The sequence below is a fragment of the Bacillus siamensis genome (assembly GCF_051628075.1).
GTDB lineage: Bacteria > Bacillota > Bacilli > Bacillales > Bacillaceae > Bacillus > Bacillus siamensis.
This window is the reverse complement of the sequence record NZ_CP155579.1, coordinates 1,213,055-1,232,651: the sequence shown is the minus strand read 5'-3', so window position 1 is coordinate 1,232,651 and position 19,597 is coordinate 1,213,055. Positions and strand designations below refer to the sequence as shown.

Here is a 19,597-nt window from a genome sequence, read left to right as displayed (position 1 = left end):
CACGGCTTCCTTATTCCCATCTTTTATCAGTTTTTTGCTTCTTGCTCCAGATCTTCTAATTCATCTTCAAAACCATTGATCTCAATCGCTTTATTCAGCCAATTTGCATATTCGCCGCCGACTGAAAGAACACGTTTTGCGACTTCGACCGGATCTGCTGTTTTGTAGGCATCACGTAGCTCCTTAGACCGGAAATCAGGGTAAATCGTAGATTCAACGGCGATCCGCGCATAAAAACGCTGGCTGTCTAAGTCTTTTACGCGGCCTCTGCCTTTTACATTTTTATAAGTCGTGCTTTCCTTTTCCAGTTCATCAATGCGTTCCGTCGTAATGGCTTTAAAAATAAAAGGCACGATGTTTCCTTTTTTATCGACAAAACGCTTTGAAAGCGGAACGCGGATCTCCTCAGCCTCGACTGTTTTACCCGGCATAAAGAATGACAGATCATATACTTGTTCGTTTTTTTCGCTCATGATGAAAACTCCCTTACTCTTTTTTTTATAAAAAACAGGCCTGTACAAGGCCTGTTTCACTCATACCGATTTTGATTAAAACGTTTCAGAAAGCTTTTCCGGCACATCGAAATCTTCAAAGGTAAACGGCACTTCTTCTTCAAGCGCCTCTGAGTCTACGTCCAGTCCGGCGATTTTTGCAGAATCAAAGTTGACGTCATACAGAGTGACGCGTTCTGTTCCGCGGCCTGATGATTTGTCGTCAAGAACGGCTTGCAGCGTAAAATACGGGTCGCTGCCTTTTTTCACGTAATCCATCATAAGCACGGCGAATTTGGATGTGACTTTATAGAACGTCGCCGTGCCCGTTCCGTTGGCGCCAGTCGTTTTATGCCCCGTCATGCGGCGTCCCATGATGTTTACTTCTGATTTGTTTTTTTCTACGTTTGCTTCAAAGGTTTTAATATGCGCCATCTCTTCTCCATCGAGAAATAAACGGCCTTCTTTTCCTGAAATTGTGTTTTGCGCTTTTAATGCCATCTTAGTTTACCTCCACATTAAAGTAGAATTTTTCTGCTGCATCCACAGGCTGCACGGCGAGATCAATTAAAAAGCCGTCGCGGTCTTCATTAAGGCCGATTGTAATGTCTTTGTCTGAATCAAAGTTGGCGATGCCGCCTGCATCCTGAAGCGTTGTCAAATATTGAATAATCATCGTTTTGACGAATTGAAGGCCGTCGTTTGTCGCTGGAAGATCGCTTCCGGTGCCTTTTTTCGATTTAATTAAGGCTTTCAGTTCACGTGTCAAATCGTTATTCACCGCATCAAGCACACGGACGATTTTATTTTTCGCAAACTTTTTGTTTTTCTCTGCCGTAAATGTCACCAATGAGTTGATATCTTTTTCAACACTGACTGACTTATCACGGGCGTCATAAGAGAAAAGGAATTCACCTTTGGAAAGGCGTTCGATCACTTCATCATGAGTCAGGCGATGCAGCACATCGACCGCGCCTTCGTATTCAACAAATGTTAAGGACTGATTAAATGCAGCGCCGGCACTTGCGCCTGCCACCCACGCGGTCGCATCTTCAGCTTTAATTTCGGTTCCGTCTTCAAGCAGGACGCCCTCAGTCACATTGATAATGCCTTCATAATCTCCGTTGTAATGGGCAGTCACCCCTTGCACTTTCTGTCCCTGTGCATCGCGAAGGCGTTTAATGAATGCGGCAAATGTCGCTTTCAGCTGATCGTTATCCGCGACAGGAAGAGCGATGACATCGAAATTCTCCGTTTCAGCCGCAGCTAAAAAATCCGTATAGTCTGAGTTGACCGGCGCTTTATCAGTTCCTCCCGCAAGACGGATGCCTGCCTGCGGATTTAACGTTTCTCCGGACTCCTCGTCAGTGCCTGTCAGCGGGATGGAAGCCGACAGCTCGCCCGTTCCCGTGAATGTGACATAGCCGTTTGCTTTTAATTCTTCGGCTTTTTTCACCGTTTGTTTGTCAACTTCCGCTTCATCCATGTATGTGGTCACATCGAAAGCAGTCTGGTCAAGGACGTTCTCACTGATGCGGATGATGATGTCATTTCCTTTTGAACCGCCGTACAAAGCGGTTGCTTTTACACCTTGCGAAAGATCGGCGCTCGCTCTGATTCCCTCTGTCAGACGGTACATCAAAACGGTTTTTGCTTTCTTTTTCGCCTCGCGCAGCAGAATCAGTGACGGGTCTTCAATGCTGAGCCCCACTTTTTTATTCAAATCTTCAATGCTTGAAATAGAGACGAATGTTTTCGCTTCCCCCCAGTTAGATGCGACGGGAAGGGCGACAATCCCCCGTTCACCGATTGTGACCCGCTCCTTGGCAGTTGTCTTAAAGTTAAAATAGATCCCGGCACGTTCTTTTTCTTTTCCTTGCGTAAATGTTCCGCCGTTCATTATTGCATGACCTCCTTGGTTAAAAATGCTTGAATGTAAGTCTGGGCTTGCGCTTTTGTCATTTGTTTCTGCTTCACGCCGAATAAAGCCCCCTGGAGAATCTCAGGTTTTACGCCGAAAAGCTCCTTTGCGTGCTTTGTTAAATCCGCCGTGTCAAAAAGAACGGCTCTTTCTGCCGTTGCGGCGTTTTTCTTTTTATGTTCTTTCACTTTTGTTTCACCCCGCTGTTAATGTCCACATCCCGCAGTGCGGGAGATGTTTGTTTCTGATAGTAGTAGCGGCTCGTCCAGCGGATGGTGATCACTGCCTCGCCTTTGTCTCCGACTCTTGTTTCGATACGGCTGATGCGGACGAAATCACCCGTATCCTCTCCTGATTCCGTAAGCAGCGGAATGATCTGTCTTGATTCTCTCACCGCATCAGCAATCCGGTCGGCTGCAGAGAGCGCCTGCACCGAGTCGGCATGAAACAGCTTCACATTCAGACTGTATGTCTTCTTAAAGGTGGAGACTGTGTCATTCTCGTCAAAAACATACGGGGGCGGGATGTAAAGGGACGGCACCTGAAATTGTTCAGGCAGTTCATTTTCATATACGGGCACGCCGCACTGCTGATACAAAAAAGCGGCGATTGAACCGGTCTCGCGATTCATCCGTTATCTCCCCCCTAACGTGTTGAGCCACTGATTGAAGCGCTTGTCCAGCGAACCGGCGAAGATGGTTTCATACATAAGAAGGGCTTTGTCCCAAAACCCATTCCCGCTGATCCACTGTTTTTTGAGCGCCATTCCGGTTGAAGCTGACGGATCATAGATGAACCGGGAGCCTTGAAAATACCCGGGCACCCATCTGACATTTTCATCTGAGACGGTCCAATGCCCGTCATTTATGAATGAGGCATACTCTACATTGGTGCCGATTTCAAGGATCAGACCCCCGTTTTCAATGATCCATACATGATCCTGCGCTCCTTTTCGGAAGGAAGACAGCAGGTTTTCTGTATCAATCCCTCCCGAATGCATAAGCTCCTCCCGTACCAGGTCGAGAAAATCCTCTCCTGATTGTTCCAGCCATCCGCCAGCCTGACGGGCAAATTCTCCGGATGATGCCTTTTGCAGCGACCGATTCCATTTTTCCAGGCTCATTTTGCTCATAGTCTGTCATCTCTCACAGCAATGGCCTCCCAATGGTGCTGTCTTGCTTTCTTCGGCATTTCCAGAATATACGCCTGTCCTTCCCAAATGATTTTGTCATTCACACGCACTGCAGCCTCTTTCGGAAAATGAACGAGAAACCGCTGATATACTTTATGATCAGGCGCAAGCTGAATAAGCCGCTGCTGTTTTTCAACAAACAGGCACGGCACTTCTTCAGCGTCGGGAACGTCCGGATAAGTAAAAACAGGCTGGAGCTTTTCAGCGGGAATGCCGAAGCGCCCGGCCTTCGGAACTGACACCGTCTCATGATAAATATCGCATCTGTCAGTGAGCAGCCGTTCATAGCTCATAACGGTCTCACCTTAGCGCTTATAGAAACCGGGGAATAGCCCGGCGCGATATATTCACAGAGCAGATGGTATACCGCCGGTTTTCGGATTCCGCCTTCACCCGACACTGTATAGGAATAGTCGCCTATCTTTTCAGATTGATAGGCGGAAGCGGCGGCTTCATTCTGATTGATCAGCGCAAAATATTGAGAAAGCTTTAATAACGCAAGCTTAACCTTCTCGGGAAGCGGTGAGTAAACAGGATCAGTGAACGAGTGCCCCGCCATTCTGGCCGCTTCCGCTTCCGCCTCCAGAATGTCCTGTATAAGCAGCGGCTCCGGCCTGTTTTTGACTTCATCATAAACTGAATATGAGACAACGTCAGACGGCTGAATTAACATAACTGCCACCCCCGGCTTATTCTTTAACGTTTACGATTTTGGCGCTTGCATCTTCTTCTTCAAATTTGCTGTCAAGTTTAGCCGTCAGTACGATAATAAATTTGCGGCTGCGGATATCTTTATCTACTTCGATTCTGATATTCCGTGAAAAACCGAGAATGATATTTTTCGGATGAGTCAAAATGATGTCAGACGCATCGTACTGGGAATCACCTTCCCCGACTGAGTACGGCTGCAGGTTGGAAACCCCTTTGACCGGAACGCCGAATGCTGAGGATAAACCGCCCTGCACCGCAAGATCCCCCAGGTTGGTCTGACGGTCAGCCACACGGTCTTTCCATTCAATCTCCATGCCTTGAGACGTGTAAAATCTGAATTCCTGAGGCAGGCGTAAATATTTTGCCGGAATGGCTTTTAAACCTTTTTTAAATGTAGCTCTGGACAGTTCTTCCCCGTTTCCGTCGATGACGTGAGACACAGTCTGTTTACGGATTCCGTCAAGCTGTGCCAAATACGGATCAGAAGAAGATGTATCGCCGTTTACGACAAGCTCTTCAATATCGACTGCCGCCCGCTCCGCTAAAATCTGCATGATCGTCTGCTGCAGACCGTCTTTTTCAATGTTGTTTTCAAGCGTGTCATAGGTGATGTTAATTTCCGCAATGACTTCTTTCGTATTCAGCTGCACCGTACTTGTTGCCGGGACGGTCAGCTGATCGTCCGTTAAGGCTTTTCCTTCCTCAGCGGCACGCAGAATACGCTGGCCGAAACCGATTTTTTCAAATTTCTGCGAGTCGTTTTCCATTTGAATCACACGTGATTCGCTGAAAATGGTCGGCGTGTTCTGCACCATGCGGATAAATGCTGAAGCTTGTGCGGGATTCATTAAACCGCCGCTTTTTAAAGCGGAAAGTGACATTTCCGCCTTTCTGATGATATCTTGATTTCTCACTAACAGTTCCTCCTTCTGACTGGGCTTAAAGCAGTCCGCTCCAAATGGATTTTTTAACAGGTTCTTGGCCGCCCGTCTCTTCTTCCGGCTGCTTTGAAGCGCCTCTTGCTTTTTCAAGCGCTTCGATGCGTTTAATAATCGGCGCCAGCATGTCCTCGACAAGCGTTTTCAGCTTTTCTTCATCAGACTGTGCAGGCGCCCCGTCTTTGTCTTCCGTATTTTGCTCCATATTGTCAAGCCGCTTTAAGAGCGGGTGCAGCGCGTGTTCAATCGATTCTCTTACATCATCTTTTCTCATCTTGTTCAAGTCCTCTCCCTTGCGGTATCTTGATTTGCGGTCACGATCGAGAAATTGCTTGACCGCGCCGATTAAGCCGGCTTGCTTTTCTGCCGGCTCCTCGTAAACATCAGCGGTTCCCGCCATGCTGTAGCCTGTAATGACACCTGCTTTAATCTGATCCCATACTTCATCGGAGGCTTTGGTGACAAGAACCCAAGATCCTTTCCGGATTACAGCATTCCCGATTTCAAAGTCATCCGGGGCGACGTACGACTCCACCACCTCGCCGGTTCCGCCTTCAAAATTATGATTTGTATCAATGTTGCGGGCGTCCGCCAAAAAACCGTGAGCGGCCTTTTCAATCTCTTCGGCCGTCATATAATCGCCATGGGCATCCGGGACATCCGGCTCGTAAACGATGCCGTAGACAAGCTTCTGTTCATCCGGTTCGCTTTTTGTAAACACCTGCACCTTTTTTTCAAATGACGGAAGACCGGCTGCTTTTGTGAAAAAAAATTCCGTTTGGTTCGCCGCTTTATCGACATAGCTCACAAAACTGATGACAGCATTTCTTAATTCTCTCGGCACGAGATGTTTTCACCCCCTTTCAGGATTGCTCTTTTTTCCCTTTGAGCACCGGCCGGCTGTAGTACTCTTCCGGCCATTCCTCAAGCGTTTTGCCGAGCACTCTTCCGGCCAGATCACGGAGGTCATTAGGAGAAACGGCACCGGCGGAGATAAATGGCGTAAGCACCTTCGCAATTTCAAGCGGATCGCGAAAATCAGGCCCTTTTAATGTGAGCTGTACATCGTGAAGCCCCAGTTCAGGCAAAAATAACGTATTGAGCTTATTAATCAGCGTTTTCCGCTCCGGCTGAAACACCTGCTCCTCCGTGATTTTGCGTGCCGTATCGGCTGTGGCTTTGTTGTATTCCTGCGCCTCGCCCGTATAAAGCGGCGGGAGACGAAACGCGGAGCGGAGTTTATTTCTGCTTTTGTCGTCATATTCAAGAAACAGCGCATCCTCCTGCAGAATTTCCGCAAGTGATTTAATTTCCACAGACACAGGCGTAATGTCTTCGCCTCCGTGAAGGTCTTTTTCCTTCGCAATGCCTTCCGCCTCAATCAGCAGAAATTTGTGGGCGTTTTCCACCCCTTCAAGGTCATTCATATAATCGTGTAGCTCTTTGTACGATGCTTCAGACAGCATGCCGTTTTCAACCGTAATGGCGGCTGGCACGTGGCGGCCCTGTTTGAAATACATAAAATTCAGTTCTTCCGCTTTCCGGGCGCCGTACAAGTTGACGATATTGCCGACCCAGCGCGGAATACCATACGTGCCGCTTCCGATTTTCAAGTGAACGGCTTCATTTGCCCTGAACTTTTCAGGCAGGGTTTTTACGTATTCGCCGGTTCTCATGTCCATCATGCGGGGATCGCCGTATTCTTTGAAAAACACTTTCCGTCCGTTCAGCATCTGAACATATTTACGGAACCGTTTTTGCCTTTTAATCGTTTTGGATGCGCCGTTTTCTTCATAGGAAAACGTGACCTCAACAGGATCAGTCACACCGCATACCCGCATATGCTTTACATCCAGATATTCAATCCCCGCCGGTTTTCCCAGCCCGTCCCGGAGCACCTCGAGAAAACCGTTGCCTGTTTTTTCACGGTCTTCAATCGCATATCCGAGGATCGTCTCAGCCGATTCATCAAAATGAAGACATTTGTAAAAGCTCTCCAGCTTCATCCAATTTTTTTCGGCCCGCGCCTTTTTGCCCGGGGAGCAATCTGAACTATTTACGTCAAAGGTATATTCCACATCGAATCCAAAACCCGTAATATTGACCCGGTATGCATCAATGCACTGCTGAAGAATGGTCGAATATTCAGCGATCGTTTTCAGCTCGATCAGATTATAGGGCGGTGAAATGATATCTTCTCCATACAGATCGGCAAATTGATCTTCGTGCATCTGCCTTGCCTGCGGCGCGGCCATTTTTGATTTAATGACGGTGGCTCTAACGTTTTGATTGTTGGGCAACGTTTACCTCCTCCTTTCCCGATTCGGACGCATCCGTTTTTGCGATGACTCTTTCAAATCCGCCGCGTCATAATCATCCAGCGCGTACCAAATGGCTGAAAGTGTGTGGGGATCAATTGAAAACTCATCTTCCGACAGAGCGCCGTTTTTGTTTTTCGCATATGTTAAGTTCTGCAATTCGCGGATCGTATTTTCACAGCTGTCTGAGCAATAGATGTGTCTGAACCGTTTCAGCTTTTTCGTATACTGGAGCCTTGAGCCGGGAAATTTTTTGGCCGCGACCATGCAAAAGCCCTGCCTGCGGAAATATTGGATGCTTTTCGGCTCGGCCGAATCCGCTTTGATCAGCTCTTTTTGATCCGCCAATTCCTGAAGCTCTTCAGCTGTCTGGTCATCGGTCATTTTGTTTTTGTAATACTCCCAGAAAATATAAAGCTCTTTTTGGTCGGGATCGACGGCAAGCCGGATGACCGCATTGTATGACTCTTCAAAACCGAAATCCATGCCCGTCCGAAACAGAGGGCGCCTGATGGCGGCAATCCTCTCTGTTACTTCGTTGTGCTCCAGGACCTGAAATTGCGGAAATACACGGATGCCGTTCACGCCAAACTGTCCTTTGCGTGCGATCCGGTACAAATCGGGATCGTATTGCCGTAAGCTGTCCAGCTGCTTAATATAGCTTTTCGGCAAAAACAGATTGTCGCACGCTGTGGAATGATGGTAATACGTATCTCCCTTAACGACGGTGCCTTTTTCATACAGCATCTGATCATCCAAAACGAACCGTTTTTTTTGCTCATCACGAAAAAAATGCCGGTACGTCCAATTGGAAGTGCCGACGGGATTTGTAGTGCATATCATATGAAGCGAAAGCTCGGGATGACGCAGACGGCCGATCAGCTCCTTAAAGCCTTCATATTTCACTTCTGAGCATTCCTCAATCCAAATCAGAGAAATATGATGAATGGATTTCAATTTGGCGGGGTTGTCCATCCCCTTAAACATAATCCGGCTTCCGTTTGAAAATCTCAGCTGCATCGGTGAAGATACGGCCTTTACGGCATGTCCCAGCTCAAGCTCCTCGATAATGTCCTCAAACAAGGCAAAGGTAGAATCTCTGTGCGTATCGAAAACTTCCCGCACCACAAGCGCCGTCCGCTTTTCACGAAGCAGCTTCAAGATGATTTTCAGCGCGGTATGATAGCTTTTTGACGACCCATAGCCTCCGACGAGAAATTGGTACGTTTCATTCCAATTGAACAAATAATCTTCAAAGCGCGGGTTGACCGCTTTTTCAATCATGGCCGTTCCTCTTTCCGCGTAATGACAATGTCAATCGGCTTTTGGCTGTCTTCTGATTTTTCCAGCTTCTGCTGCGCCAGCTTTAATTTTTCATTTTCGATTTTTTGTTTAAATTGATCGGGGAAAAGGTCAAAGTACAAAGACAGCTTTTCAAGAGCCTTCATTTTGTCGGCAAGCTTGATTGCAATGCCTTCTTTCCCGAGTTTTGCCTCCGTGACGATTGTTCCGTCCAGCAGATTCGAATCTTTAACATCAACGTAGCTGATCTCCTGCATAATCGGATTATCATTTTCGTCAAAGAGCGGCCCTGATTTTCCGAAGGCCTGAACCTCTTTTTTTCCGAAGGTTACATAATCGGTAATGTCGGCAAAAGCGATTTTCACATAGACTTGAAGAACGTCCATCGCTTCGACAAACACTTTATTGACCATTTCCTTTTTCATGCGGCTGATTTCTTTGGCGACTTTTTCGTTTTTTAACAGCCTGCTTCCCGTGACATGCGCGCTTTCCGGTGAATACCCGGCTTTTATCGCAGATTGGGTGGCGTTAAAGCTTTTCACATAATAAAGACAAAACAGCCGCTGCCGTTCGTTTAACTCATCACTTTCGGCCGGGGCGATTTTCCCGCCGCTTTCCGCGTTATTATCGAGCGCCTCGTCCCAGCGCCCTTCTTTTTTCCATCTGCCGATCGTTCTTGCGGATACGCCTGATTTGCCGGCAAGGGCGCGATTTGTGATGCGGCCTTTATGAGACTGATAGATTGTAAATGCCTGTTCTCTTTTTGCGTTTTTCATGCTACGGCATCACCGCCACCTCCGACATGGATGTCTATAATAAAAAGCAGCTTCTTCCGGGCCGCTTTTTGTAATCGTCTGTTCACTTCTAAGTGGCAAACGTATGACAACATTTTAAGCAGGCGACTGATTTCTTTGTTCCTGCTGTTTTTGAATTTTTAGAAGCGCCCGTTTGACCGTCGTCTGTACGGTTGATTTTTTTACATTCAGCAATGCGGCGATCCGTTCATATGAAAAGCATTCCGCTTTGTGGAGCAGCAGTATTTCTTTTTCTCTTTCCGTTAAAACGGCTAATGCTTCCCGCAGTCTGATTCTGTCTTCTTCAGTCACATTCCCGGAAGGTTCGAACATCAGCGCCTGTGAATAGGTATCTATGATGCTCGGATCTTTAATCAGCATCCTCTGATAAGCGTCTCTGCGGTCTATTGCTCTTCTTATGCCGGGCTGCCGGCCTTTTTCAAGCCATTCGGTGACATATTCCAAATCTGTAATGATCGTTCTGATGATTTTTTTATCTTTCAGTTCTTCTGAAGTCAGCGCCGCTTCATCGGCTTCCCCCAGCTGCTTGTACCATTTTTTCGTCTCTTTCAGCGTGCGTTTATATTCAAATAGTAAGTCTTCCATCATAGATCCTCCTCTTTTTCGGACAAAAAAAGGACACCGACCAATGCGCAGCATATGCGCGATTGATCAGTGTCCGCAGGCTTTCCGTCTTGGACGTATTTTGTTTTCTCGATTAATTCAATTTAAAGCCGATTTCATATTCGACACGGGCCAGGTCGCCTTTTCTCGTTTCGACAAGCGTTTTGCCGTGCTCCGGCGCCTCGGCGAGCCAGGCTTCATTCTTCAGCCCGTCTACAATAATCACCCGCACCTTGCCTTCTTCCAGCTGGCTTTTTAATGTTGTATGTTCAATGTCTGACAGTTTTTTAGGATTCATGTTTTACGTCCTCCGTCTTTTTCAGGATATTCACTTCATGTATGAGGCTTTCGAGCTCATTTATGAACGCTTCTTTTTCTTCAGCACTTTCTCCCCGGAGCAGGCGGAGAGCCGTTTCGGCCGCCTCAAAAAGTTCCGGGGCTTTCGCCATCATTGCCGCGTTGATCCGCTGTGAGTATGAACTTAAGTTGAAAACGGCCGCGATAAGCCTTCCGTTTGAATAAGGAAATTTCTCTTTTTCCGCTTCGCTGTATGCAGAATAAATGTAAATGGGTTTTTCTTCTCCGCTGTGTACGGCCCGCCACGGAGCGGGGCTGTTGTTTACTTGCAATGTTTATCCTCACTTTCCATCAGCCTCATGCCATGCTTCAATTTGCTTTTCGATCCGTTTCGCCCTGAACAGCAGGCAAAAAAGCCATTTGATATATTTATACACGTGCATCAAGCCTCGCTTTTGCGTCTTGAACCATTCGCTCAAGACGTTTAATGACCGGCGTTAAATCAGTTCCTGTTTTGCAGTTCGGGCAAGGGTGAAAGACAGCGCCGAAACTTGTTTCCGTCACAACGACCTTCTTTGGCCCGCACAGTTTACACATTATCTCGCCCCCTCTAATCTGTGGTTGACTTCGTATGGGTTTCCATTAATGATGACTAAATAATCGCTGCACATCTCATATATTCTTGTGCCTAATGCTTCATCAACCTGCACCAGCTCGTCACACGCCAGCTCACTCGAGATAAGAAGCGGTTTATGATTTAAATAGCGGTAATTCACGACGGCGTACATTTGTTCAATCTGCCAATCGGTCGCGCGGGGTTTTCCGTTCAGCGGTTTGAACAGATCATCAATAAAAAGCACATCCGCCCGTTTCATACGGGTCAGTTTTGTATCGAGCAGATCAAAATCATTTTTTTAATCTGTAAATCCCTCCACAAAAGGAAAATACAGCACCGGTGTCTGCTTCTGTCTCATGACATGATTGCTGAGAGCAGTCAGAAGGTGGGTTTTCCCCGATCCCGGACGCCCTAATAAGGCAATGCTGTTTTTCCGGCAGTTTTTAATCTTGTCGAAGTTGTCAGCAAATTCAAGGGCGCATTCATATGCGTCAACGATCGCCTGAGGCTTGCCCTGCGTAATAAATCCTTTGAAATCCAGCTTCCGAAAAGCGCCTGTAATCTCACTTGCGCTGAGGATGCGCTCTGCTTTTCGTTCCGCGGCGCAGCGGCACTTAACCCACACATCCATGCCGAGCTGTTTTTCGAGATAACCGCCCTGATCTTTACAGAGCGGACAATCAAAGCGGCTTTCGTCTGATTCTTCCGGTCTGTCCGCCAGTAATGGACGTTTTCCGTTTTTCAGGTCGGCCAGTATCTGCTCGATCGTTCGTTTTGTCATGTATCGTATTCCTCTCTTTTTTTGTTGTGATTGTCCTTCCCGCAATTCGTGCATTCAAGCGGTCTTCCATAAACTTAGCGCAATAGCTGAAAGCCTTGATCGTTTCAGCTGAAGAGGTGCGCCGCTGTTCAAAAGCGGTAAAGCATTCGCCGAGCCATTTGATTGCTTCTTGTGCTGACGCACCGAGAGAAACAATACGGGCGATGGCCTGATAGTCTCTTGGCGACGGGTAAACACTCCGCCCCTCCTGTGCAGACCTTAATCTGATAAAATGGGCGGCAATGTCGTTAATCGCTTCTTCAGCAGTATGATTTTTTGTTATATCTATTTCTCTCCGGACATTTTTGTCCCGGTGATCTGCCGATATTGTCCGGTCAGTTGCTTCCTGGCGGGTCAATATCCCTTTTGGCGTGAATCTTTTCGAGTGTTTTACGGAGATGATAAGTCCGTAAGGCGCGCGGACGGTTTTGATATACTCATGCTGTTCCAAGCTCTCGAGCCACCGCCTGACGGTTTTTTCACTGACTGCGAATACATCGGCCATTTCTCTGGCTTTTATTGGCTTATGTCCGAGGACAAACCCCCACTTGACGCCGTCTTTTACGTGTTCCTTTGTCGTTGAACTGATGAACCATAAAAACAGCCATAAAGCGGAACCTATTTTGTCATAATGTTCTGAATTCAATAATCCGGAATAGATAAAAAACGGGTAGCTTTTACGATTCATAACGGACATCTCCGTTTTTCTTCAAACTTATATAGTGTTCATACTGCAATCGGTTATCAAATCGGAACACCGGAAGTCCGCAAGCGGTAAAAGATATCGACCCGCCTGCTTTTCCTAAACTTCTTTGGTCAGCCGGATTGCTGCTGAAACAGATGATAATCGGATGCATCTCTCGCCCTCCTGATCAATTTCTTATCACTTTTCGATACATTTTGTATCCCTGTGATGTTGATTATAAACGATACTTTTCGTATCATCAAGACCTTTTTGATACTTTTTTTATCATCTCTTTATTTTGATACATTTTGTATCTATAATGATAAGTAACTTAGGGTGTTGAAAAAAGAGAGGTCGTTCGGATGATAGGCGGAAGATTGAAAAGTCTCAGAGGAAAAAAAACGCAGGAAGAAGTCGCAAATCATATCGGTGTCTCGCGCGCCAGATATTCTCATTATGAAAACGGCCGATCTGAACCCGATTATGAAACGCTGCAAAAGCTTGCGGATTATTTCAAAGTGTCGACGGATTATTTGTTAACCGGGAAAGAACCTTCAGATGAAGACATGTTTGCCGATCCCGACCTGCAGATCGCATATCGGGACATGCAGGACTTTTCACCGGAAAGCAAACAGCAGGCCATTGAATTCATTAATTATTTAAAAGAAAAAGAGAAAAACCGCAGGCCGAAACATAAATAATTCGCTCTTTTCCTTAAAATGCTTAACGTTCAGCCGATATAATATCTGAATGTTTATTTTTGAAAGAAAAGGGAATTGATTCAAAGTCCGATCAGGGCTTTTCTTTCTCGCTTAAAAAAGAACATATGTTCGAAAGGGTGTATTCAATTGGGCGATTTTTTAACACATCTTGAGGAATACGTCAAAAACTTATATTGCCGCATGGGAATGACCGCCCCCCTCCATATTGATATGCAAACGATTGCCAAGGAGCTTGACATTTGGATTCATTTTGAAGATACGCACAGCATGATGCTGAAGCGGGACGGCATGTACAGCATCGTCCTGAACCAAAGAAAGTCACCTGAGGAACAATGGGAGGATTTTGCACACGAGCTGTGCCATGTGCTGAAGCATACCGGGAACCACTTTTACATGAACAAGCTGTTCAGGGAACTGCAGGAATTCCAGGCCAACCATTTTATGTACCACTTCTGTGTACCGACCTTTATGCTGTTAAACATGGAGCTTCCCCAGCGGAGGAACCACGCCGTCATTTTAATCGCAGCCGCTTTCCGGGTGACGGCATCATTTGCGGAAAAAAGGCTTGAGCTGTTTGAACGGCGTAAAGCAGGTATTCAATTTCAGAAGCGGCTCACTTGTCTGTTATCCGACAAGCGGCCGAATGTGTATTACGAAGGCAGGCAGACACACTTGCATGCCGCTGAAGAACAATCGCCGTATTTTATTGAAAATTAGCGATTCTCTGCCGGCTTAAAACACAGCCGGCAGAATGTCATCATTTTGACATCGGAGGAAGAGCAGTGTATGAAAGCCTGCTCATTTACTCATAAAAACCGGCTTTCACGGCTTCTACATACCGAAAAAACAGATCCGTTGGCGTATATTCTTCTCCCCGGCAGCCAAAATTGCTGAACAGCGCATTTCTCTGTGCCGTACTTACTTCCAATTGCAGCCCCATTTTCCTTTTTGTCCGATTCACAATATTCCTGGGGTTTACACCTGCCAGCCGGTCGTTCATGTCCGTCAGCTCGGCGCTAAAACCCGCTTCACGCAGAAGATCACAAATCAGTCTGGCTTTTTCCAGATCCGCGCCCCCGACGAGTGTATTTGCCGTTTCCCGATCATGGTACCCATGAAAAGCCAATGCATAGTGATGAGCGGTCACTTTTTCTAAAGCCAGCGGTTCATCAAAGCGTGTGCTTGTCAAGTGGAGGGAGCGGTTGCCGCACTGCTTTGTGCCTTCAAATAAGTAAATTGAGCTTTCGTCAGAAAATGCCCGCACCAGTTCACTGACACCGGGCTCAATTCTGCCGCCGTGGGGAGCGAGGACGATACGTTCACTTCCCTCATTTTCTTCATAGATAATTCTGTATTCCGATTCAGCAGCACAAAGAGCTGCGAAGCTGTCATATCGATCTTTCATGTTTAACATGCTCTCCTTTTTCAGTCAGCACCAGTTTACTCTACTCGTCTAGGAATGAAAACCTTTTTATCGTATGATTTGAAAGAATACGTATCAGGGGGGATATGTCATGGGGTTTATCAATGGATTGCTGGGTAATGCGTCGACAATATCGACGGCTGAAGCAAAAGAAGAACTGGCCCGTATTCTGCTGGAAGGTGAGAATGTCAACGCCGCGTTTAAACTCGTCCGCGATATCATTGTCTTTACGGATAAACGTCTTATTCTTGTTGATAAACAGGGACTTACAGGTAAGAAAACAGAGATTCAATCCATTCCGTACAAAAGCATTTCCAGATTCAGCGTAGAAACCGCCGGCCGCTTTGACTTAGATTCAGAGCTGAAAATATGGATTTCCGGCGCGGACATTCCCGCTGTCTCAAAGCAGTTTAAAAAAGATGAAAGCATTTATGATATTCAAAAGGCTCTTGCCGCAGTTTGTATGTAAAAAAAACGGAAGCCCGGGGAGCTTCCGTTTTATTGATTACAGCCTTTCCTCGATTTTCGCCTTCGTTTTCGGGCCGTAAATTCCGTCTGCTGTTAATCCGCTGACGGATTGAAAACGTTTTACGGCATTTGCCGTTTTCGGGCCGTAAACGCCGTCAGCCCCGTGATGTTTTGCGCCTTTATCAGGATAAAAATAAAGGGCGGATAAAGCGTTTTGCACTTGTTTCACGTTTGTCCCTTTCGTCAGCGGGTTTGTCACTTTAATCACTCCGGACGGGAGCGGATAGGAAGACGCAGCCTGACTTTTCGAGGAAGATCCCGTCTGAGACAGCTTGATCACCTGCCCGACTGTAATGAGATTCGGGTCGGTGATATGGTTTAAGCTTTGCAGCGATTTTACACTGACACCGTGTGTTGCGGCAATCTCCGACAAGGTGTCACCTTTTTTCACATGGTATTCAGATACCGAAGAAGAAACGATGGCCTTTTTCGCCGGCATACTGCCGTTTAATTTCTTTTCAATTTTCGCCTTCACTTCATCCCAGCGGCCTTCAGACAAAATGCGGTGCGGGCAGTACTTTCCGTTCCAGTCCTGGTGCTTTCTGATTCTGTCAATCCCCCATCCCCGCTCCTTCAGAAGCTGAGCGGCAAACTCAATCGCCAGTTCTTCTGCGGCTCTGTACCGTTCGCCGCCTGACTTGCTGTAACAGATTTCGATAGCAATCGACTTCCGGTTTCCGGTGCCGTTTGTGCCGTCTCCCGAATGCCAGGCATTCCGATCCAGCGGAATGCCCTGAATCACTTCTTTGTCATCGACTGCAAAATGATAGCTCGTTGATTCGCTGTTCCCCGTCATATAGCTGATTTCATTGGCGGCGGATGCGTCGTTTGCCGTGTTATGGATGGTAATATACTCCGGCGTCATTGGGTTCGGACATTTTAACGCATATTTATCAGCCGATACGAGCCGTTTTTTCACTTCAATCCCCACTCTTCATCTCTCCTTATGCCTTTTTCATAAATAGGTGGCATTCGTAGGACAGACGCCTTGAGTATATAGACCCCCGCAATCGGATAAAAGTGGAATGTTTGCGCTTAGGCAAAAAAAGACCCTTCCTAAGAAGGGTCTTTACTTATGTTTGGTTGCGCGCGGCAATATGAAATGTGCCGTCCGCTTGGTTTTCCAAATGGCTTTCATGGCCGATTCCCTGTGTAAAGCTGAACCCGACAGCAACAAGCAGCAATCCTGACAACAGTTTAGATTTCATATAGACAATCTCCTCTCTGGATTTGTTTTTGGGCGTGCACCATTTTTTCATAAAACGTGAGCGCTTTTTCAGGCTGTCCGTGCTCCATGTAAAATTTAGCAGCGTCATGCGCCAATTCTTCAACATACGGATACAGCATGTGTTCCTCCAGAAACTCAAAGGTATGCCTGACGCATGCGTTATCCATCTTGCCGTATAACGCATGTAAAAATTGAAACAGCTTGACAAACAATTCATCATTGTATTCGCGGGCGATACTAAGCCCGAGGCGGTATTGCTTCTCTGCTTCGGCAATGGTGTTCTGTTTATAAAGGACCTGTGTTAATGAGTAAATAGAATGCGGAAGATTATCGAACTTTTCTGACTTGCAAATGGAAACGGATGTCTCAAAATATTCGGCTGCTTTAGAGAGGTCTCCCATTTTTTCATAGCAGTTTCCGAGATTATATAAGGCTGAACTAATAAGACGGGGATTGCCTTCTTGTTTCGCAAGATCTAAAGCAAGTTCTAAGTGGGGCAATGCTCTTTCTGGATACTGCATGTCATCATAATTCCCTGCAATAACGAATTCACATTGGATTCTGCGGACGTTGTACGTCTCATACGATTGGTACGTTTCAAGGGCTTGTACAGCATAACTCATGGAGACGTAGGTTTGTTTCAGGTTGTAAAATATCTCGGCCATTTTAAAAGCAAACTCAGCTTTCTCGATGTCATCAGAAACGAGTGCAAGGTTTTTTTCAGCCCGTTTGTAATACATCATGGCGTTTAGGAACATCTTCTGTTTAAATTCATACATTCCTCGAAAAAAATTAAAATAGTAATCAAGCAGTCCTGTCAGCTTATATTGGCTGCCTTCAATGTCTTCCAACAATTCTGAAAACTCAGGCTGAGAAGGGTCCTCCTTTAAGGGCTTAATGTAATCCAGCATGACGCGGTGTCTGAATTCCATTAATGAATAATACAGCAGCAGATCCTGATCTTCTTCCATATCCTCGATCTCTCTCTCTACTTCACGTTTGACGCGCTCCGCCTCAAGGACGTGAAACTGCCGGATATGGGTATACCATTCATTAATTTTGAGCCCGACAAAAGAGGACGGAATAGTCTGCTTCATCCTCAATTAATCCCCCCTTTTGGAATGACCGAGATATGTCATATTTTATCATATTTGCTAGAAAAAGAAGAACGCAAAAAGACCGCAATTGTCGAATTTCGGAAATCCGCAACGATTTCTCCTCATTAAGAGCTTATTGCTTGTTTCTTCCGTGCCGTTGATATAGCATATCCTTGCATCATTTTAATTCTTGATCAAATGGGGGTTTTCACATGACAGCACAAAATCAATTGGTCAGCCACTTTCTGTCACATCGAAACGTGACGATTGAGCTGGCGGAAAAAATCAGCCGCGAACATTACGATTACAAGCCGGCAGAGACATCAATGTCCGCTCAGGAACTTGTAAAACACATCGTGTATTCTTTTCTCATGTTTGCAAACGTCATTAAGGACGGAGACGGATCAGCCATCCAGAACAAGCCGAAAGAAGAAGCAGAAACAGACCTCGTCAAACTGGCGAAAGCATGTACTGAAAAAACGACAGACATCCTGTCACAGCTGACTGAAGAGCAGCTGAACCGCGAAATTGACCTGACTGCCTCTTTCGGCAGAAAAATTACCGGCTCCGCTCTCCTTCAGCTTGCCATGGAACATGAAATTCATCATAAAGGCAATCTTTTCGTGTATGTAAGAGAAATGGGCCACACGGAACTTCCTTTTTATCAGCAAAAATCATAATCCGGCCATCCGCCGATCTGCGAATAACAGCAGGCCGGCGGATTTTTTTGTTCTGTATAAAATTTTCCGAAAATTTAATTGATAATCGCCCCTTAATCATATATAATCTGATAAAAATAGTAGGATTATTCAGGAGGCACACAGATGACTGTAAGCATTGTGTTTATGGGGTTCATTGTCGGAACGCTGGTCGGATTGACGGGTGTTGGAGGAGCAGCGCTTTTAACTCCTTTACTGATCGTTTTGGGAATCAACCCGTCAATTGCCGTCGGCACGGACCTTTTATATAACTCGATCACCAAACTGTTCGGTGTCGTTTCTCATTGGAAGCAGCGCACCGTTCATTTTAAACTTGTCGGCTACTTGGCGCTCGGAAGTATTCCCAGCGCAACAGCCGCCATCGGCATTCTTCACCTGTTTCCCGCTTTTCACCAGCATCAGGAGCAGATTATTAAACAGGCGCTCGGCTACGTGCTGACTCTTGTCGCCATTTCCATTATCGCCCGCCTTTTTTTCGATAAAAAACTGCGGCCGAACCGCTGGCAGCAAAAAACGCTTGAAGAAAAACGGACACTTATGATACTGATCGGCGTCATTTTCGGTTTCATCGTCGGCTTGACATCTATCGGGTCCGGCTCATTATTCGCGATCGCCATGCTGTACCTGTTCAGAATGAAAACTGCAGAAGTGGTGGGAACAGATATCGCACATGCCTTTTTGCTCGTAACGGCCGCAGGTCTGTTAAACGCAAGCTTCGGCAGCGTCGATTACCTGCTCGTATTGAATCTTCTGCTCGGCTCCGTACCGGGTGTGCTCCTCGGCAGCTTCTTTTCGCCGAAATTCTCTCCGCGCCCGCTGCAGTTTGTGATGGCGGCGATTATTTTGATCAGCGGAATAAAATTAATATAAAAAAAGCGTCCTTTACAGGAACGCTTTTTTATTTGGAAAATCGCCCCAACGAGGCACCTTTATTATTACCTTACACTTATTAAAATATAAACAGCAAACATAACAATGTATACCAGAAATGATCCAGCCATAAATTTTACGGGTTTTCTTGAGACGTTTAATACTCCTCTTAATCCGTCATTCAAAATCATTCCGAAAAATGTCACCAGTGTAACTCCTAAAGCGAGCATTGAAATCACAAAAATAACCTGCTCCATGTCAAATCACCCTCCATTTACATTCTATTTTTTCAAATATGCCG

The 19,597-nt window shown here is 46.3% G+C and carries 29 protein-coding genes and 1 pseudogene; 5 read left to right on the top strand and 25 right to left on the bottom strand.

Annotated features, from left to right (window positions below):
- Nucleotides 1-26 precede the first annotated feature (26 nt).
- The 20 genes and pseudogenes from ABDB98_RS06555 to ABDB98_RS06460 form a co-directional block, all read right to left on the bottom strand.
- Nucleotides 27-473, bottom strand: coding sequence for a phage tail assembly chaperone (locus ABDB98_RS06555; RefSeq protein ID WP_003154836.1), 447 nt, complete (start codon nt 471-473; stop codon nt 27-29).
- 75 nt (nt 474-548) lie between these two features.
- Nucleotides 549-992: a phage tail tube protein gene (locus ABDB98_RS06550; protein WP_003154837.1), complete on the bottom strand. Its 444-nt coding sequence runs from the start codon at nt 990-992 to the stop codon at nt 549-551.
- Nucleotide 993: 1 nt separating this feature from the next.
- Complete coding sequence (locus ABDB98_RS06545) at nt 994-2,391, bottom strand: phage tail sheath family protein (RefSeq protein WP_438421698.1); 1,398 nt, start codon at nt 2,389-2,391, stop codon at nt 994-996.
- Entirely contained in the window at nt 2,391-2,600 is a 210-nt protein-coding gene (locus tag ABDB98_RS06540) for a hypothetical protein (protein ID WP_016936445.1), read from the bottom strand. The genes ABDB98_RS06545 and ABDB98_RS06540 overlap by 1 nt, the downstream gene beginning before the upstream one ends.
- Complete coding sequence (locus ABDB98_RS06535; RefSeq protein ID WP_016936446.1) at nt 2,597-3,043, bottom strand: hypothetical protein; 447 nt, start codon at nt 3,041-3,043, stop codon at nt 2,597-2,599. The genes ABDB98_RS06540 and ABDB98_RS06535 overlap by 4 nt, the downstream gene beginning before the upstream one ends.
- A 3-nt stretch (nt 3,044-3,046) precedes the next feature.
- On the bottom strand, nt 3,047-3,544 hold the full coding sequence (locus ABDB98_RS06530; RefSeq protein WP_438421697.1) for an HK97 gp10 family phage protein: 498 nt from the start codon (nt 3,542-3,544) through the stop codon (nt 3,047-3,049).
- Nucleotides 3,541-3,897, bottom strand: coding sequence for a DUF3599 family protein (locus ABDB98_RS06525; protein ID WP_095318170.1), 357 nt, complete (start codon nt 3,895-3,897; stop codon nt 3,541-3,543). Before ABDB98_RS06525 ends, ABDB98_RS06530 begins: the two co-directional genes overlap by 4 nt.
- On the bottom strand, nt 3,894-4,277 hold the full coding sequence (yqbG, locus tag ABDB98_RS06520; protein WP_016936449.1) for a protein YqbG: 384 nt from the start codon (nt 4,275-4,277) through the stop codon (nt 3,894-3,896). The genes ABDB98_RS06525 and yqbG overlap by 4 nt, the downstream gene beginning before the upstream one ends.
- A 16-nt stretch (nt 4,278-4,293) precedes the next feature.
- Nucleotides 4,294-5,229, bottom strand: a complete 936-nt coding sequence (locus ABDB98_RS06515) for a phage major capsid protein (protein WP_007407274.1) — start codon at nt 5,227-5,229, stop codon at nt 4,294-4,296.
- 25 nt (nt 5,230-5,254) lie between these two features.
- Nucleotides 5,255-6,097: an XkdF-like putative serine protease domain-containing protein gene (locus ABDB98_RS06510; RefSeq protein ID WP_438421696.1), complete on the bottom strand. Its 843-nt coding sequence runs from the start codon at nt 6,095-6,097 to the stop codon at nt 5,255-5,257.
- 19 nt (nt 6,098-6,116) lie between these two features.
- Nucleotides 6,117-7,508, bottom strand: a complete 1,392-nt coding sequence (locus tag ABDB98_RS06505; RefSeq protein WP_156133002.1) for a phage portal protein — start codon at nt 7,506-7,508, stop codon at nt 6,117-6,119.
- Nucleotides 7,509-7,556: 48 nt separating this feature from the next.
- Complete coding sequence (locus tag ABDB98_RS06500) at nt 7,557-8,855, bottom strand: PBSX family phage terminase large subunit (protein WP_060963014.1); 1,299 nt, start codon at nt 8,853-8,855, stop codon at nt 7,557-7,559.
- Nucleotides 8,852-9,649, bottom strand: coding sequence for a terminase small subunit (locus tag ABDB98_RS06495; RefSeq protein ID WP_438421695.1), 798 nt, complete (start codon nt 9,647-9,649; stop codon nt 8,852-8,854). The genes ABDB98_RS06500 and ABDB98_RS06495 overlap by 4 nt, the downstream gene beginning before the upstream one ends.
- 114 nt (nt 9,650-9,763) lie before the next feature.
- A complete protein-coding gene (locus ABDB98_RS06490) occupies nt 9,764-10,273 on the bottom strand; it encodes a sigma-70 family RNA polymerase sigma factor (RefSeq protein ID WP_438421694.1) in 510 nt (169 codons plus the stop codon).
- 112 nt (nt 10,274-10,385) lie between these two features.
- Nucleotides 10,386-10,589 carry an XtrA/YqaO family protein gene (locus tag ABDB98_RS06485; protein WP_045925401.1) on the bottom strand — a complete coding sequence of 68 codons (204 nt, stop codon included), beginning with the start codon at nt 10,587-10,589 and terminating at the stop codon, nt 10,386-10,388.
- Entirely contained in the window at nt 10,579-10,920 is a 342-nt protein-coding gene (locus ABDB98_RS06480) for a hypothetical protein (RefSeq protein ID WP_060963016.1), read from the bottom strand. Before ABDB98_RS06480 ends, ABDB98_RS06485 begins: the two co-directional genes overlap by 11 nt.
- Before the next feature lie 97 nt (nt 10,921-11,017).
- Complete coding sequence (locus ABDB98_RS06475; protein ID WP_016936458.1) at nt 11,018-11,185, bottom strand: hypothetical protein; 168 nt, start codon at nt 11,183-11,185, stop codon at nt 11,018-11,020.
- Nucleotides 11,185-11,985 (bottom strand): annotated as a pseudogene (locus ABDB98_RS06470) (ATP-binding protein). The gene ABDB98_RS06475 and the pseudogene ABDB98_RS06470 overlap by 1 nt, the downstream one beginning before the upstream one ends.
- The gene (locus tag ABDB98_RS06465; RefSeq protein WP_438421693.1) at nt 11,885-12,712 is read right to left on the bottom strand and encodes a phage portal protein; all 828 of its coding nucleotides are present in this window, start codon (nt 12,710-12,712) and stop codon (nt 11,885-11,887) included. Before ABDB98_RS06465 ends, ABDB98_RS06470 begins: the two are co-directional and overlap by 101 nt.
- Nucleotides 12,702-12,881 (bottom strand): hypothetical protein, encoded by a 180-nt coding sequence (locus ABDB98_RS06460; protein WP_045925397.1) that lies wholly within the window; start codon nt 12,879-12,881, stop codon nt 12,702-12,704. The genes ABDB98_RS06465 and ABDB98_RS06460 overlap by 11 nt, the downstream gene beginning before the upstream one ends.
- Nucleotides 12,882-13,071: 190 nt before the next feature.
- On the opposite strand from ABDB98_RS06460, the gene xre reads away from it, so the two are divergent.
- Both xre and ABDB98_RS06450 read left to right on the top strand, forming a co-directional pair.
- Nucleotides 13,072-13,410, top strand: a complete 339-nt coding sequence (xre, locus tag ABDB98_RS06455) for an HTH-type transcriptional regulator Xre (protein ID WP_016936462.1) — start codon at nt 13,072-13,074, stop codon at nt 13,408-13,410.
- Nucleotides 13,411-13,557: 147 nt separating this feature from the next.
- Nucleotides 13,558-14,148 (top strand): ImmA/IrrE family metallo-endopeptidase, encoded by a 591-nt coding sequence (locus ABDB98_RS06450; protein WP_060963020.1) that lies wholly within the window; start codon nt 13,558-13,560, stop codon nt 14,146-14,148.
- An 85-nt stretch (nt 14,149-14,233) separates the two neighbouring features.
- Here ABDB98_RS06450 and ABDB98_RS06445 read toward each other — a convergent pair whose 3' ends face one another.
- Complete coding sequence (locus ABDB98_RS06445; RefSeq protein ID WP_438421691.1) at nt 14,234-14,836, bottom strand: poly-gamma-glutamate hydrolase family protein; 603 nt, start codon at nt 14,834-14,836, stop codon at nt 14,234-14,236.
- 109 nt (nt 14,837-14,945) lie between these two features.
- Here ABDB98_RS06445 and ABDB98_RS06440 point away from each other — a divergent pair, with 109 nt between their 5' ends.
- The gene (locus tag ABDB98_RS06440; protein WP_173612668.1) at nt 14,946-15,323 is read left to right on the top strand and encodes a PH domain-containing protein; all 378 of its coding nucleotides are present in this window, start codon (nt 14,946-14,948) and stop codon (nt 15,321-15,323) included.
- A gap of 36 nt (nt 15,324-15,359) precedes the next feature.
- On the opposite strand, the gene ABDB98_RS06435 is transcribed toward ABDB98_RS06440, so the two are convergent.
- The 3 genes from ABDB98_RS06435 to ABDB98_RS06425 form a co-directional block, all read right to left on the bottom strand.
- Nucleotides 15,360-16,313 carry an N-acetylmuramoyl-L-alanine amidase gene (locus tag ABDB98_RS06435; RefSeq protein WP_438421690.1) on the bottom strand — a complete coding sequence of 318 codons (954 nt, stop codon included), beginning with the start codon at nt 16,311-16,313 and terminating at the stop codon, nt 15,360-15,362.
- A gap of 142 nt (nt 16,314-16,455) precedes the next feature.
- The gene (locus ABDB98_RS06430) at nt 16,456-16,590 is read right to left on the bottom strand and encodes a PhrA family phosphatase inhibitor (protein ID WP_016936467.1); all 135 of its coding nucleotides are present in this window, start codon (nt 16,588-16,590) and stop codon (nt 16,456-16,458) included.
- The gene (locus ABDB98_RS06425) at nt 16,580-17,713 is read right to left on the bottom strand and encodes a tetratricopeptide repeat protein (protein ID WP_438421689.1); all 1,134 of its coding nucleotides are present in this window, start codon (nt 17,711-17,713) and stop codon (nt 16,580-16,582) included. The genes ABDB98_RS06430 and ABDB98_RS06425 overlap by 11 nt, the downstream gene beginning before the upstream one ends.
- Nucleotides 17,714-17,919: 206 nt before the next feature.
- Between ABDB98_RS06425 and ABDB98_RS06420 the strand changes: the two genes are divergently transcribed.
- Nucleotides 17,920-18,387: a DinB family protein gene (locus ABDB98_RS06420; RefSeq protein ID WP_438421687.1), complete on the top strand. Its 468-nt coding sequence runs from the start codon at nt 17,920-17,922 to the stop codon at nt 18,385-18,387.
- Nucleotides 18,388-18,531: 144 nt separating this feature from the next.
- Nucleotides 18,532-19,296, top strand: coding sequence for a sulfite exporter TauE/SafE family protein (locus ABDB98_RS06415; protein WP_047475431.1), 765 nt, complete (start codon nt 18,532-18,534; stop codon nt 19,294-19,296).
- 65 nt (nt 19,297-19,361) lie between these two features.
- On the opposite strand, the gene ABDB98_RS06410 is transcribed toward ABDB98_RS06415, so the two are convergent.
- Complete coding sequence (locus ABDB98_RS06410) at nt 19,362-19,553, bottom strand: Mas-related G-protein coupled receptor member D (protein WP_438421685.1); 192 nt, start codon at nt 19,551-19,553, stop codon at nt 19,362-19,364.
- Between the last annotated feature and the right edge of the window lie 44 nt (nt 19,554-19,597).